This is a genomic window from Vulcanococcus limneticus LL (assembly GCF_002252705.1).
Taxonomy (GTDB): Bacteria; Cyanobacteriota; Cyanobacteriia; order PCC-6307; family Cyanobiaceae; genus Vulcanococcus; species Vulcanococcus limneticus.
In genome coordinates this window covers 1-12,322 of record NZ_NQLA01000066.1, presented here as the reverse complement: position 1 = coordinate 12,322, position 12,322 = coordinate 1, and the positions used below count along the sequence as shown (strand labels likewise).

Below are 12,322 nucleotides of genomic sequence, written 5' to 3'. Positions count from 1 at the left end.
TGGTGCTGCTGCCCCTGCTGCGCACGCTGCCGCCCCTGGGCCAGGGGCCCCGGCCCCCGGGGCGCCGCTGGCCCCTGGCGCTGGTGGCCACGCTGCTGGGCACCAGCCTGGGCATCGCCCTGCAGCAGACCGCCCTGCAGCGACTCCCGGGCGGATTGGCGGTGGCGCTGATGGCCACGGCCCCGGTGATGGCCCTGCCGCTGGCGGGCCTGGAGGGGGACCGGCCGGGCTGGACCGGGGTGGCCGCCGCCCTGCTGGCCCTGGCGGGCGTCAGCTGTGTGGTGGGGCTGGGCTCGGGTTGACGCCCGGGCCGGCGGCGAGGCGGGCATCGGCCTGGCGGCGGCCCCAGGTCACCAGGTCGGCGATCGAGAGCTGCAGCGGGCGGCGCTGCTGCTCCCGGGCGATCACCTTGAGCTGGACGGCGGCCTTGTCCAGCTGCTCCAGCAGCACCGGAATGAAGCCGGGGTCGGCCTGGAGGCCCGGCTGGCCGCTGGCCCAGCGGGCCAGGGCGGCGGCATCGGGGAGCCCATCCGCCGCATCGGGGCTGGCCGCGCCGCCATCGGAGTGGTCGGCGGCCTGTTGCAGGCTGCGCAGGCTGTGGGCCAGCAGGCGCAGGTGGTGGCGCTCCAGGGCCGGCAGCAGGCTGGCCTCCAGCTCCTGGAGATCCTCTGGACTCAGCACGGCTCGGGGCTGAGGGGCAGCAGGCGGAAGCCGCAGGCGTGGCTGCCCTCGAGCAGCCAGTGGATGCGGTCCACCTGGCAGTCGGGGAAGGTGTGGCGGATCAGCTGCAGTTCCTGGTCGCAGACGCAAGGGAACTGTTCGGCGATGCGCATCACCGAGCAGTGGAATTCGCTCATCAGCCAGGCCGGCCCATCGCCCTCGCGGCGGAATTCGGCCACATAGCCCTCGCGCCGGCGCAGATCCACCAGGCGTTCAATCCGCTTGGGCAAAGGGCCGCTGCCGATCTGCTGGCGGTAGTCGGTGGCCTTGTCGGCGGCCTGCTGGCGCAGCAGCCCACGGACCTGATCCGGCGGCATGCTGGCGGCCATGGAGCTGAGCAGGCCCAGGGCGAAGTGTTCGCTGCCGTCGGGGAAGTGGCCGCGCCCGGCGGAGGTGAGGTGCCAGCGGTTGCTGGGCCGGCCGGGGCCCTCCGGCGCCGGGCTGGCCTCCACCAGGCCCTCCTCCTCTAGGCCGCGCAGGTGGCGGCGCATCACCTGCACCGACACGCTGAGCTGGTCCGCCAGTTGGCCCGCCGTGAGTTCGCCCTGCCGGAGCAACAGGGTGAGGGCAGCTTCGCGGGTTGGGGCCTGGGTGGAGGCGCTCATGGCGGCAACCGATCCGCTACACCCTGCCACGCCCGAACGGCAGTTGTGGGACCGGCAGGCGCCACAATGGCGGGTCCCCACCCAGTCGCCGGCCCGCCTGCCCTAGGCTCCCAGTTGCGAAACCCCGTAGTTTCGTAATTCCCGTGATGGCCTGGGCCTGGCCGCACCCGGTTCGCTCCGTTCTCCCGACCCCATGTCCGACGCTCCCAGCACTCCGGCGGCCCCGGCGAAAGCGCAGGCTTCCGACAGCCTTGAGGTGATCCGCAAGTTCGCCGAGACCTACGCCCAGCGCACCGGTACCTATTTCTGCAGTGATCCCGGCGTGACCGCGGTGGTGCTGGAGGGCCTGGCCCGCCACAAGGACGAGCTGGGCGGCGCGCTCTGCCCCTGTCGCCACTACGAGGACAAGCAGGCCGAGGTGGCCCAGGCGTTCTGGAACTGCCCCTGCGTGCCGATGCGCGAGCGTAAGGAGTGCCACTGCATGCTGTTCCTCACGGAGGACAACCCCTTCCGGGGCGAGCAGCAGACCATCGGCCTCGACGAGATCAAAGCCCTCACCGCCGGCTGACCCCGGCCCTACCCCATACCTCCCATGAGCAGCCCGCAGGCCGTTGGTGATCTGGTGAGCCAGCCATACAAATATGGCTTTGTCACCGACATCGAAACCGAGAAGATCGCCAAGGGCCTCAGCGAGGATGTGGTGCGGCTGATCTCCAGCAAGAAGGAGGAGCCGGCTTTCCTGCTCGATTTCCGGCTGCGGGCCTACCGCCACTGGCTGACCATGGTCGAGCCCGACTGGGCAGCCCTGGGCTATCCGTCAATCGATTACCAGGAGATCATCTATTACGCGGCGCCCAAGCAGCAGGCCAAGAAGGCCAGCCTCGATGAGGTGGATCCCAAGCTGCTGGAGACCTTCGACAAGCTCGGCATCCCGCTGAGCGAGCAGAAGCGCCTCTCCAACGTGGCCGTGGATGCCGTGTTCGACAGCGTGTCGATCGCCACGACCTACAAGGAGAAGCTGGCGGAGCACGGCGTGATCTTCTGCTCGATCAGCGAGGCGGTGAAGGAGCATCCGGAGCTGATCGAGGCCTATCTCGGCACGGTGGTGCCCAGCAATGACAACTACTTCGCTGCCCTCAACTCCGCCGTGTTCAGCGACGGCTCCTTCGTGTTCATTCCCAAGGGCGTGGAGTGCCCGATGGAGCTCTCTACTTACTTCCGCATCAACTCCGGCGATACGGGCCAGTTCGAGCGCACCCTGATCGTGGCCGAGGAGGGCGCGTCGGTGAGCTATCTGGAGGGCTGCACCGCGCCGATGTTCGACACCAACCAGCTGCATGCGGCCGTGGTGGAGCTGGTGGTGCTCGATGACGCCTCGATCAAGTATTCCACCGTGCAGAACTGGTATGCCGGTGATGAGAACGGCGTGGGCGGCATCTACAACTTCGTGACCAAGCGCGGCCAGTGCCGCGGGGCGCGCAGCAAGATCAGCTGGACCCAGGTGGAAACCGGGTCTGCCATCACCTGGAAGTACCCCAGCTGCGTGCTGCAGGGCGCCGATTCGGTGGGTGAGTTCTACTCCGTGGCCCTCACCAACAACCGCCAGCAGGCCGACACCGGCACCAAGATGATCCACGTGGGGCCCCGCACCCGCTCCACGATCGTGAGCAAGGGCATCAGCGCCGGCCATTCCGCCAACAGCTACCGGGGCCTGGTGCAGATCGGCCCCAAGGCTGAGGGGGCCAAGAACTACAGCCAGTGCGATTCGATGCTGATCGGCGACCAGGCGGCCGCCAACACCTACCCCTACATCCGCTCCCAGCAGCCCCAGGCGGCGGTGGAGCATGAGGCCAGCACCTGCCGCATCTCGGAGGATCAGCTCTTCTACCTGCAGAGCCGCGGCATCGGCTTCGAGGAGGCGGTGTCGATGATGGTGAGCGGTTTCTGCCGCGATGTGTTCAACCAGCTGCCGATGGAATTCGCGGCCGAGGCCGACAAGCTGTTGGCCCTGAAGCTGGAGGGATCGGTGGGCTGATACCGCCCCCGGTCCGACGCCTCCAGGTCGCCACCGCGCCGGCCCGTGCCAACCGTTCCCGTTCTGTTCTTTCCTCTCCTTCCCCGATCTGCCCGTGATTCGTCCCGATGCCCCCGTGTTGCTTGAGATCCGGGATCTGCACGCCCGGGTTGAGGCCAAGGCGATCCTCAAGGGCGTGAATCTCACGATCCGCGCCGGAGAGATCCACGCGGTGATGGGCCGCAACGGCAGCGGCAAGAGCACCCTCTCCAAGGTGCTGGCCGGCCACCCCTCTTACACTGTGACGGGCGGCAGCGTGACCTACCGAGGCGAGAACCTGCTGGAGCTGGACCCTGAGATCCGCGCCCGCGCCGGCGTGTTCCTCGGCTTCCAGTACCCGGTGGAGATCCCGGGGGTGAGCAATCTGGAGTTCCTGCGGGTGTCGACCAACGCCCGCCGTGTGCACCGCGGTGAGGCCGAGCTCGACACATTCGAATTTGAGGATCTCGTGCGCGAGCGCCTGCAGGTGGTGCAGATGGATCCCGCCTTCCTGGAGCGCTCGGTGAACGAGGGCTTCAGCGGCGGGGAGAAGAAGCGCAACGAGATCCTGCAGATGGCGCTGCTGGAGCCGCTGGTGGCGATCCTCGACGAGACCGATTCGGGCCTGGATATCGACGCCCTGCGCATCGTGGCCGGCGGCGTGAACCACCTGGCCACCCCCGACACCGCCACCCTGCTGATCACCCACTACCAGCGCCTGCTGGATGCGATCACGCCGGATTACGTGCATGTGATGGCGGCGGGCCGGATCCTGCGCACCGGCGGCAAGGAGCTGGCGCTGGAGCTGGAGCAGCGCGGCTACGACTGGGTGGACGCGGAACTGGCGGCCCTGGAGGGCGCCGACGCCGATCGCCAGCCGGCGGAGGTGGCCTGATGGTGGCCAGTCCCACAGTGCGCGTTTCCGTCGGAGGTGGCGGGCTGGAGGGCTGGACCCGGCAGCTGCTGGAGCGGCTGCCGGCGCCGGCCGGCGCCCTGGCGGCGGTGCAGGAGCGGGGCCGGGCGGCCCTGGCGGCGCTGCCGGTGCCCTCCTCGCGCCAGGAGGACTGGCGCTTCACCGATCTTTCGCTGCTGACCGATCTGGAGCCGGCTCCTGCCGGCGCGGTGGCCGCAACGGCGGGCGATCTGCCCCCATCCGCTCCCGGCGTGGTGCGCCTGCTGCTCGATGGCCGCAGCGACCCCCTGGCCGGCGTGACGCTGCCCCCGGGCCTCTCGGCCCTGAATCCGGCGGAGCTGGTCCAGGCCCTGGGCCACACCCTGGCCGCCACCGGCTGCGAACAGCACTGGCCGGTGGAGCTGAACCATGCCGCCAGCGAGCAGGTGCTGGCCCTGCGGGTCGCCAGTCGCCACAGCGTGACGCTGGAGCTGGTGAGCACCGCCGCCGCTGGGCTGCTGCCCCTACGGCTGCTGCTGATCCTGGAGGAGAAGGCCGAGCTGGACCTCTCCCAGCTGGTGCAGGCCCGTGGGGCTGGCCTCACCTCGCTCGTGCTCGAGGCGCACCTGGCCCGCAGCGCCAGGCTGCACCACGGCCTGGTGGCCCTGGGCCTGCCGCAGGCGGCCCTGCTGGCGCACCTGGCCCTGGAGCAGGAGCCCGAGAGCGCCGTGACCCTCGTGTCGGCCACGGCCGGCTGGGGCCTGGCGCGGCTGGAGCCGCGCGTGCGCCAGGTGGATGGCGGCGCCAACACCACGCTGCGGGGCCTGCAGCTGGTGGATGGCCGTCAGATCGCCGATACCCATAGCCATGTGCTGTTCTCCGGCCCCGAGGGCGAGCTGGACCAGCTGCACAAGGCGGTGGCCGATGGGGCGGGCCGCAGCGTGTTCAACGGCGCCGTGCGGGTGCCGCGGGCGGCGCAACGCACCAACGCCGCCCAGCTCAGCCGCAGCCTGCTGCTCTCCGACCGGGCCCGGATCGACACCAAACCCGAGCTGGAGATCGTGGCCGACGACGTGAAGTGCGCCCACGGCGCCACCGTGAGCTGCCTGCAGACCGACGAGCTGTTCTATCTGCAGAGCCGGGGTCTGGCGGCGAGCCAGGCCTCCGATCTGCTGCAGCGGGCCTTCTGCGAGGAGGTGTTGCGTGAGTTACCCGCCGCTGCCCGCAGCTGGGGCTCCTTCCAGGCCATGCTGAGCGCTGCCGGCAGCGGGGAGGACAGGCCATGACCAGCACCGTGCCCGCCACCGGATTCGAGTCGTCCACGGCCGTGCGCCTGGCCTCGCCAGAGGTGGACCTGGCGGCCGTCGCCCCCGCGGTCACCCCGGCCGCCGCCGTTGACCCCGCCGAGGATCTGGCCGCCCTGACCCGGCCCGACTTCCCCCTGCTGGCCCAGACCGCCTGCCTGGGCCAGCGGCTGATCTATCTCGACCACGCGGCCACCAGCCAGAAGCCGCGCCAGGTGCTGGCGGCCCTGCAGCACTACTACGACCACGACAACGCCAACGTGCACCGCGGCGCCCACCAGCTGAGCGCCCGGGCCACGGAGGGCTTTGAGGGGGCCCGGGCCAAGACGGCGGCCTTCGTGGGGGCGGCGTCGCCGAACGAGATCGTGTTCACCCGCAACGCGAGCGAGGCGATCAACCTGGTGGCCCGCACCTGGGGCGAGGCCAACCTGCTGCCCGGCGATGAGGTGCTGCTCACGGTGATGGAGCACCACAGCAACCTGGTGCCCTGGCAGCTGCTGGCGGCCCGCACCGGCTGCGTGCTGCGCCACGCGGGCCTCACCGAATCCGGCGAGCTGGACCTGGAGGACCTGAGCAGCAAGATCACGGAGCGCACCCGGCTGGTGAGCCTGGTGCAGGTGAGCAACACCCTGGGCTGCCTCAATCCGATCGCCGAGGTGGCGGCCCTGGCCCACGCCGCCGGCGCCCTGCTGCTGGTGGATGCCTGCCAGAGCCTGCCCCACCTGCCGGTGAACGTGGCCCAGCTGGGGGCCGACTTCCTGGTGGGCAGCTCCCACAAGCTCTGCGGCCCCACCGGCATGGGCTTCCTCTGGGGCCGCGAGGCGCTGCTGGAGGCGATGCCGCCGTTCCTGGGGGGCGGCGAGATGATCCAGGACGTGTATCTGGACCACAGCAGCTGGGCGGGGCTGCCCCACAAGTTCGAGGCGGGCACGCCGGCCATCGGCGAGGCGATCGGCATGGGCGCGGCGCTCGACTACCTCAACGCCATCGGCCTGGAGCGGATCCATGCCTGGGAGCAGCGGCTCACGCGCCACCTGTTCGCGCGGCTGCAGGCGATCGATGGCCTGCGCATCCTGGGGCCCACGCCGGAGCAGCAGCCCGACCGCGGCGCCCTGGCGGCGTTCACGGTGGAGGGCCTGCACGCTAACGACATGGCCGAGCTGCTGGATGCGGCGGGCATCTGCATCCGCAGCGGCCACCATTGCACCCAGCCCCTGCACCGCCACTACGGCCTGAGCGGCACGGCCCGCGCCAGCCTCAGCTTCACCACCAGCTTCGACGAGATCGACCACTTCGCCGAGGAGCTGCAGGGCACGATCGGCTTCCTGCGGGAGCACAGCTGAGGGGTGCAGGCGCCCTGCCTGTTCCTCGCGGTGCTGGGCGGGCGCACTGACCGCAGCAACATCGAGCTCCACGATGTGCGCTTTGTGGCCGGCCCCAGCATCGAGGCGACCTTCTCGGAGCTGCGGCGGCAGTGGTTCGGACGGCGACAGGGCCTGCACCTGGATGCCTTCATGGCGGTGCGGGCGATCGATGGCCACACGGTGCGCCTCGGGCGCGAGCCCGGTGCGCCCCGGGCCGAGCGGCTGTGGTTCGTGAACCTGGGCGCCTACCGGCCCGACTGCCTCGCCGAGCTGCACCACTTCGGCCTGGTGGTGGCGCCCACGGCGGCGGCGGCGAGCGCGGAGGCCCGGCGGCGCTGGCTGCGTGACGGGCTGCTGCAGCACAAGGACGACCTCTGCGCCGTGGATGACTGCCTGGCGCTCGAGCAGCTGGAGCTGCTGGAGGGCGGGCGCTGGTGGGTGCAGCTGGAGCCCCATCCCGAGGGGCTGAGCCAGCCCCTGGTGCCCGACTGGTTCGGCTACCGGCGCCTCGACTGAGGAACCCCGTTGGGGCCGGGCTCAGCGGTGAGCTGATCGAAGAGGTTGCCCACGAGGCGCCGGCCCTGCCGGGCCACGCGCTCGCCCCAGCGAGCCGCATCGGCGCGGATGCGATCCACCCCATCGGCCCCCAGGGCCTCCACCACGTAGGCGCGGTCGTGCTCCAGCCACCGCTCCAGCTGCCGGGGCTCCAGCTCCACGTGGAACTGCAGCCCCACCGCCCGCCGGCCGATCCGGAAGGCCTGCTCGCGGCAGTGGAGGCTGCTGGCCAGCAGCTCCGCGTCGGCCGGCAGCACGCAGCGGTCGCCGTGCCAGTGCAGCACCAGCTCGCTGGCCTGCAGCCCCCGCAGCCAGGGATCGGTGGCGGGGTCGCCATGCCACGTGATCGCGCCGTAGCCCACCTCCCGCAGCGGTCGCGCCGGCTCACCCACCTGCAGCGGCACGGCCGTGCCGCCGGCCGCCAGGGCCAGCAGCTGGGCCCCGAGGCACACGCCGATCAGCGGCTGGCCCGCGGCCAGGGCCTGGCGCAGCAGGTCCACCTCCCCCTCCAGCCAGGGGTAGGCGGGATCGCGCAGGTCGCCCACCCCCATCGGGCCCCCGAGCACCAGCAGCAGATCGGCAGCCTCGAGCCTGGGCAGGGCCTCGCCCCGGTCCAGCCGCACCACCTGCACGGGCCAGCCCCGCACCGCGGCCTCCTGGGCGAACAGGCCCGGACCCTCCGGCTCGAGGTGCTGCAGCACCACCAGCCGGGTGGCAGGCGCAGCGGCCGCGGGCGCCGGCGCGCTGGTCGGGGACTCTGCTGCCGTCACGGGGCGCTGCTTGCGGCCAAGGTGAGCATTCGACCAAGGGCCCCGGCCCTGGACGGTGGCAACGGCGACTGATCCCGCGCCCGAGATCGCGGTGCGCTCCCTTCAGACTGGGCGGCAGCACCCCGCCATCCCTCCCCTGGGCTCCTCCCACGCCAGCAGCTGTTTCGCCTTCGAGGCCGATTTCACGGCCGATCTGCGCTGCATCCCGATGGCGGTGCGGCGCAAGCTGGACCTGGCGGGCGTGAAGCTCAAGCTGCAGCACTGGAGTGAGCTCGGCGCAGAGGAACGGGCCGAGCTGCTGGCCTGGCCCGACGATCCCGGGGCCATCGAGGCCCTGCGGGAGCACCTGCTGGCGCGCAGCGCGGCACTGGGGCCGGGCCGGGCGAAGGAGCTGCCGCGGCCGCTGGACGAGCCCTGGCAGCAGGGCGAGCGGCTGCCTGAGCTGGTGGCCGCCTCGTGCCGGCAGCTGGGGCTGGCCGTGGGCGGCGCGGGCTGGGCCGGGCTGGATGAGCTGCAGCGCTTCGCCCTGGTGAAGCTGAGCCATCCCGGCCATGAGCACCGCAACCTGCCGCGGGCCCTGGCCGAGTTCGGCCTGCTGGAGCCGGGCCCCTAGTCGCGCAGCTGCACCAGCACCTGGCGCTCGCGCGGGCCATCGAGCTCCACCAGCAGCACCGCCTGGTAGCGCCCCAGCCCCAGCCGTCCCGCCACGACGGGCAGGCAGAGGTGATTGCCCAGCTTCAGGGCGATCAGGTGGCTGTGGGCATTGCGCGGTTCATCCGGCGGCACCTCGGGCCGCAGGTGCAGGTCGTTGTGGAGCCAGGGGCGATCGGGCGGCACCAGCTCGAGGAAGAAGCGCTCGATGTCGGCCAGCAGCCGCGACTCGTTCTCGTTCACCACAAGGGCCGTGGTGGTGTGCTGGCCGGCGGCCACCAGCAACCCGTCGCCCAGGCCGCTCTCGCTCACCAGCGCCTGCAGGTCGGCGGTGAGGTCGTGGCAGCGGAACGGCCCGCCGGTGGACACGCTGAGCCGGCGGGTGAGCAGGGTGGCCATGGCGTCAGCCCGCCCGCAGCAGCACCGGCACCCGCTTGAAGGCCGGCGTGCCGCTTTCGGGATCCTTGCGCGCCCGCATCAGCACGTTGGCCTCGGGGTAGAACATCAGCGCCGCCCCGCGGCGGATCGAGCCGGGGACCACCTCGATCCCCGTCAGGGTACCGGCCTCCCCCTGCACCGTGATGCGCTCGTGGGCCCGCAGGCCGCTGGCCACCAGATCCTCCGGGTTGAGCAGGATCGTGTCGCGGTGGGGCATGCCGCGGTATGGATCGCCGTTCTTGTAGACGACGGTGTTGTGCTGGCCGTAGCTGCGGGCGGTGATCAGGCTGAGCACCAGGCCCCGCTCGCCGGCGGCCAGGCCGCCGAAGTGATCGGCGGCGGGCAGGGTGAGATCCGGCAGGGGGGTGACGGCGAGCTGGGCGCGGCCGCTGGCGGTGGGGAAGCGGGGCTCGTGGAACACCCGCCCCGCCACCTCGAACTCCCGCCGGCTGGCATCGATCTCCGCCAGGGGGGCGTAGCCGGGCACGGTGCGGGCGATCAGCTCGCGCACGTAGGCCGGATCCTGCAGCCGCCGCCAGTCGATCGGATCGCTGCCGTGCAGCCGGTGGGCCAGCTCGGCCAGGAAGGCCACCTCGCTCACCAGCTGGCCGCCGGCCAGGTGGGTGCTGCCGGGCTCGTTGAGGCGCACCCAGTTGTTGCCCGATTCCACCGTGGTGCGGTGCGGCGTCTCGAAGCGGTTGAACACCGGCAGCAGCAGGGTCTGGCGGGCGGCGAGGCCGTGGAAGTGGCCGGTGTTGGGCTTGGTGGCCAGGTAGGCGATGGTGTCGATCCGGCCGAGGGCGCGGCGGGCCTGGCGGCTGTCGGGATTGGCGCCGTAGAGGTTGCCGCCCAGGCAGAGCAGCGCGTCGACCCGGCCGTCATCGGCCGCCTCGATCAGGGCACGGGTGTCGTAGCCGGGCACAGGGCTCAGGGGCCGTCCGAGCAGCTGCTCGAGGGCCCGCCGCATCGGCTCCTGCAGGTTCACGGTGACCCCCATCGAGCCGAAGCCCTGCACGTTGGAGTGGCCGCGGATCGGCATCGTGCCGGCCCCGGGCCGGCCGACGTTGCCGCTGAGCACGGCGGTGTTGGCGATCGCCTGCACGTTGGAGGTGCCGTTGGCGTGGTGGGTGATCCCCATCGCCCAGGCGAAGACCACGGCACGGCAGGCGGCGAGGCGGGCGGCGGTGTGCTCCAGCTCCTCGCGGCTGAGGCCGCAGCAGGCGGTGATCGCCTCCCAGGGGGTGGTTTCGATCTGGGCGATCAGGGCCTGCCAGCCGTCGCTGTGGGCCTTCACGAAGGCCCAGTCGATGGCGCCCCGCTCCTGCAGGGCCTTCTGCAGGCCCAGGAACACCGCCGCATCGGAGCCGGGAATCGGCTGCAGGAACAGCGAGGCGATGGCGCTGCCGCCGCCGAGCATCGAGCGGATCGGGAAGGCGGGCGAGCCGAACTTCAGCAGCCCGGCCTCCAGCACCGGGTTGATCACGATCACCGTGCCGCCGCGCTCGCGCAGGCGGATCAGCTCGTTCATCAGGCGCGGGTGGTTGGCCGGCGCGTTGGAGCCCACCAGCACCACGCCATCGGCGTGCTGGAGGCCCTCCAGGTTCACCATCGAGGTGCCGCTGCCGAACGCGCGGGTGAGGCCGATGGTGGAGGGGGCGTGGCAGAGGTCGGAGCAGTCGGCCAGGTTGTTGGAGCCGAGGGCCCGCAGCAGCAGCTGCAGCAGGTAGGCGGCCTCGTTGGAGGAGCGGCCGGAGCTGTAGGAGGCCACCCGCTCGGGGGGCCGGCGGAAGGCGGCTTCCACCAGCTCGTGGACGTGGTCCCAGCTCAGGGGCTCGTAGTGGCTGCGGCCCTCGCGCAGGATCAGGGGCCGGGCCAGCCGGCCGAGCCGGTCGGCCTCGCGGGAGCTGAGGGCCTGCAGCTGGGCCAGGCTGCGGCCGGAGAACAGGGCCTCCGGCACCGCCGGCTGCAGCTCGGCCGTGATCGCCTCCACGCTCTTGAGGCAGCGCTGCAGCGGTTCGCCCAGCTCATCGCGGAAGCCGCCGTTCTGGCCGCCGGTGCCCCAGGCGCAGGAGAGGCAGGCGCTTTTGTGGTTGAGCGTCTGCCAGAGCCTGGGGCCGCTGGGGGAGAGGCTGGCGCGGGCCCAGCCGTCGATCAGGGGCCAGCCGCCGCCACCCGTGGCGTCTTCCGGGGCGGGGGTTGGGCCCTGGGCGGCGGGGGCATCGTCGCGCATGGGCGCGGGCCTGCGAGGATCCTCACTCTGACGGCAGTTCGCGGGGGTTTGGGCCGCGGCAGCCCGACTCCCCCACCCCCATGACCCTGGCGGCATCCGAGGCCTGCTGCCACCGCCTGGCCGGTGTGCTCTTCCCCTGGGACGTGACCCGTGCCCTGGAGCTGGCCCTGCTGAAGACCTTCTGCGTGCCCTCGATCTCGGGCCTGCTGGCGCGCACGGGGGAGTTCGAGCAGCGGCCCCGCAAGCGCTACGACGACACCGGCCTGATGGTGGCCGAGCTGCTGCGCCACGGGATCGACAGCGCGGCGGGCGCGGCGGTGATCGAGCGGATGAACCGCATCCACGGCCACTACGCCATCAGCAACGACGACTTCCTCTACGTGCTCTCCAGCTTCGTGGCCGAGCCGATCCGCTGGCTGGAGCGCTACGGCTGGCGGCCGCTGACGGCGGAGGAGCGGGAGCACCTCTATCGCTTCTGGCGGGCGGTGGGGGAGCGGATGGGGATTGGGGCGATCCCGGCCAGCCTGGCGGAGCTGCTGGCGCTGAATGGGCGGGTGGAGCGGGAGATCTTCCGCTATGCGGCGAGCAACCAGCGCATCGCGGACGCGACGCTGGCGATGCTGCTGGACGACTGGCCAGCCCCGCTGCGGCCGCCGCTGCGCCGGGCCCTGCAGGCCCTGCTGGCGGGCGAGGTGGCCGGCAGCCTGGGCTGGCCCGCGGCGCCGGGGCCGCTGCAGGGC

General features: G+C 71.8%; 14 protein-coding genes. 9 read left to right on the top strand and 5 right to left on the bottom strand.

The genetic code is table 11. The annotated features are described in order from the left end of the window. The coding region (locus tag CJZ98_RS15990; protein ID WP_157911040.1) for an EamA family transporter at positions 1-302 on the top strand (302 nt) is incomplete at its 5' end. On the opposite strand, the gene CJZ98_RS15985 is transcribed toward CJZ98_RS15990, so the two are convergent. Beyond that, the gene (locus tag CJZ98_RS15985) at positions 271-681 is read right to left on the bottom strand and encodes a hypothetical protein (RefSeq protein WP_094592114.1); all 411 of its coding nucleotides are present in this window, start codon (positions 679-681) and stop codon (positions 271-273) included. The genes CJZ98_RS15990 and CJZ98_RS15985 overlap by 32 nt on opposite strands. Continuing rightward, the gene (sufR, locus tag CJZ98_RS15980) at positions 675-1,325 is read right to left on the bottom strand and encodes an iron-sulfur cluster biosynthesis transcriptional regulator SufR (RefSeq protein ID WP_094592113.1); all 651 of its coding nucleotides are present in this window, start codon (positions 1,323-1,325) and stop codon (positions 675-677) included. Before sufR ends, CJZ98_RS15985 begins: the two co-directional genes overlap by 7 nt. A 193-nt stretch (positions 1,326-1,518) precedes the next feature. On the opposite strand from sufR, the gene CJZ98_RS15975 reads away from it, so the two are divergent. The 6 genes from CJZ98_RS15975 (at position 1,519) to CJZ98_RS15950 (ending at position 7,454) form a co-directional block, all read left to right on the top strand. Then, positions 1,519-1,893 (top strand): ferredoxin-thioredoxin reductase catalytic domain-containing protein, encoded by a 375-nt coding sequence (locus tag CJZ98_RS15975; protein WP_094592112.1) that lies wholly within the window; start codon positions 1,519-1,521, stop codon positions 1,891-1,893. A gap of 24 nt (positions 1,894-1,917) precedes the next feature. Continuing rightward, positions 1,918-3,360, top strand: coding sequence for a Fe-S cluster assembly protein SufB (sufB, locus tag CJZ98_RS15970; protein WP_094592111.1), 1,443 nt, complete (start codon positions 1,918-1,920; stop codon positions 3,358-3,360). Positions 3,361-3,454: 94 nt separating this feature from the next. Beyond that, the gene (gene sufC, locus CJZ98_RS15965; protein ID WP_094592110.1) at positions 3,455-4,273 is read left to right on the top strand and encodes a Fe-S cluster assembly ATPase SufC; all 819 of its coding nucleotides are present in this window, start codon (positions 3,455-3,457) and stop codon (positions 4,271-4,273) included. Beyond that, a complete protein-coding gene (locus CJZ98_RS15960; protein ID WP_094592109.1) occupies positions 4,273-5,556 on the top strand; it encodes a SufB/SufD family protein in 1,284 nt (427 codons plus the stop codon). The genes sufC and CJZ98_RS15960 overlap by 1 nt, the downstream gene beginning before the upstream one ends. Then, the gene (locus CJZ98_RS15955) at positions 5,553-6,917 is read left to right on the top strand and encodes a SufS family cysteine desulfurase (protein ID WP_232756551.1); all 1,365 of its coding nucleotides are present in this window, start codon (positions 5,553-5,555) and stop codon (positions 6,915-6,917) included. Before CJZ98_RS15960 ends, CJZ98_RS15955 begins: the two co-directional genes overlap by 4 nt. Before the next feature lie 3 nt (positions 6,918-6,920). After that, positions 6,921-7,454: a DUF1543 domain-containing protein gene (locus tag CJZ98_RS15950; protein ID WP_094592108.1), complete on the top strand. Its 534-nt coding sequence runs from the start codon at positions 6,921-6,923 to the stop codon at positions 7,452-7,454. Here CJZ98_RS15950 and CJZ98_RS15945 read toward each other — a convergent pair. Continuing rightward, positions 7,436-8,263: a glutamine amidotransferase-related protein gene (locus CJZ98_RS15945; RefSeq protein WP_232756550.1), complete on the bottom strand. Its 828-nt coding sequence runs from the start codon at positions 8,261-8,263 to the stop codon at positions 7,436-7,438. The two genes, CJZ98_RS15950 and CJZ98_RS15945, sit on opposite strands and share 19 nt — an antisense overlap. Before the next feature lie 55 nt (positions 8,264-8,318). On the opposite strand from CJZ98_RS15945, the gene CJZ98_RS15940 reads away from it, so the two are divergent. Then, the gene (locus tag CJZ98_RS15940) at positions 8,319-8,876 is read left to right on the top strand and encodes a nitrate reductase associated protein (RefSeq protein WP_232756549.1); all 558 of its coding nucleotides are present in this window, start codon (positions 8,319-8,321) and stop codon (positions 8,874-8,876) included. Here the strand turns inward: CJZ98_RS15940 and CJZ98_RS15935 are convergent. Continuing rightward, on the bottom strand, positions 8,873-9,313 hold the full coding sequence (locus CJZ98_RS15935) for a secondary thiamine-phosphate synthase enzyme YjbQ (protein WP_094592107.1): 441 nt from the start codon (positions 9,311-9,313) through the stop codon (positions 8,873-8,875). The two genes, CJZ98_RS15940 and CJZ98_RS15935, sit on opposite strands and share 4 nt — an antisense overlap. A 4-nt stretch (positions 9,314-9,317) precedes the next feature. After that, positions 9,318-11,582: an FdhF/YdeP family oxidoreductase gene (locus CJZ98_RS15930; protein ID WP_094592106.1), complete on the bottom strand. Its 2,265-nt coding sequence runs from the start codon at positions 11,580-11,582 to the stop codon at positions 9,318-9,320. An 80-nt stretch (positions 11,583-11,662) separates the two neighbouring features. Between CJZ98_RS15930 and CJZ98_RS15925 the strand changes: the two genes are divergently transcribed. Next, on the top strand, positions 11,663-12,322 hold a 660-nt coding region (locus CJZ98_RS15925), incomplete at its 3' end, for an oxygenase MpaB family protein (protein WP_094592116.1).

Coding starts and splice junctions, on each gene's coding strand:
- CJZ98_RS15935 (WP_094592107.1), bottom strand. CDS start 9,313: ATGGCCACCCTGCTCACCCGCCGGCTCAGCGTGTCCACCGGCGGGCCG.
- CJZ98_RS15960 (WP_094592109.1), top strand. CDS start 4,273: ATGGTGGCCAGTCCCACAGTGCGCGTTTCCGTCGGAGGTGGCGGGCTG.
- CJZ98_RS15930 (WP_094592106.1), bottom strand. CDS start 11,582: ATGCGCGACGATGCCCCCGCCGCCCAGGGCCCAACCCCCGCCCCGGAA.
- CJZ98_RS15955 (WP_232756551.1), top strand. CDS start 5,553: ATGACCAGCACCGTGCCCGCCACCGGATTCGAGTCGTCCACGGCCGTG.
- sufB (WP_094592111.1), top strand. CDS start 1,918: ATGAGCAGCCCGCAGGCCGTTGGTGATCTGGTGAGCCAGCCATACAAA.
- sufR (WP_094592113.1), bottom strand. CDS start 1,325: ATGAGCGCCTCCACCCAGGCCCCAACCCGCGAAGCTGCCCTCACCCTG.
- CJZ98_RS15975 (WP_094592112.1), top strand. CDS start 1,519: ATGTCCGACGCTCCCAGCACTCCGGCGGCCCCGGCGAAAGCGCAGGCT.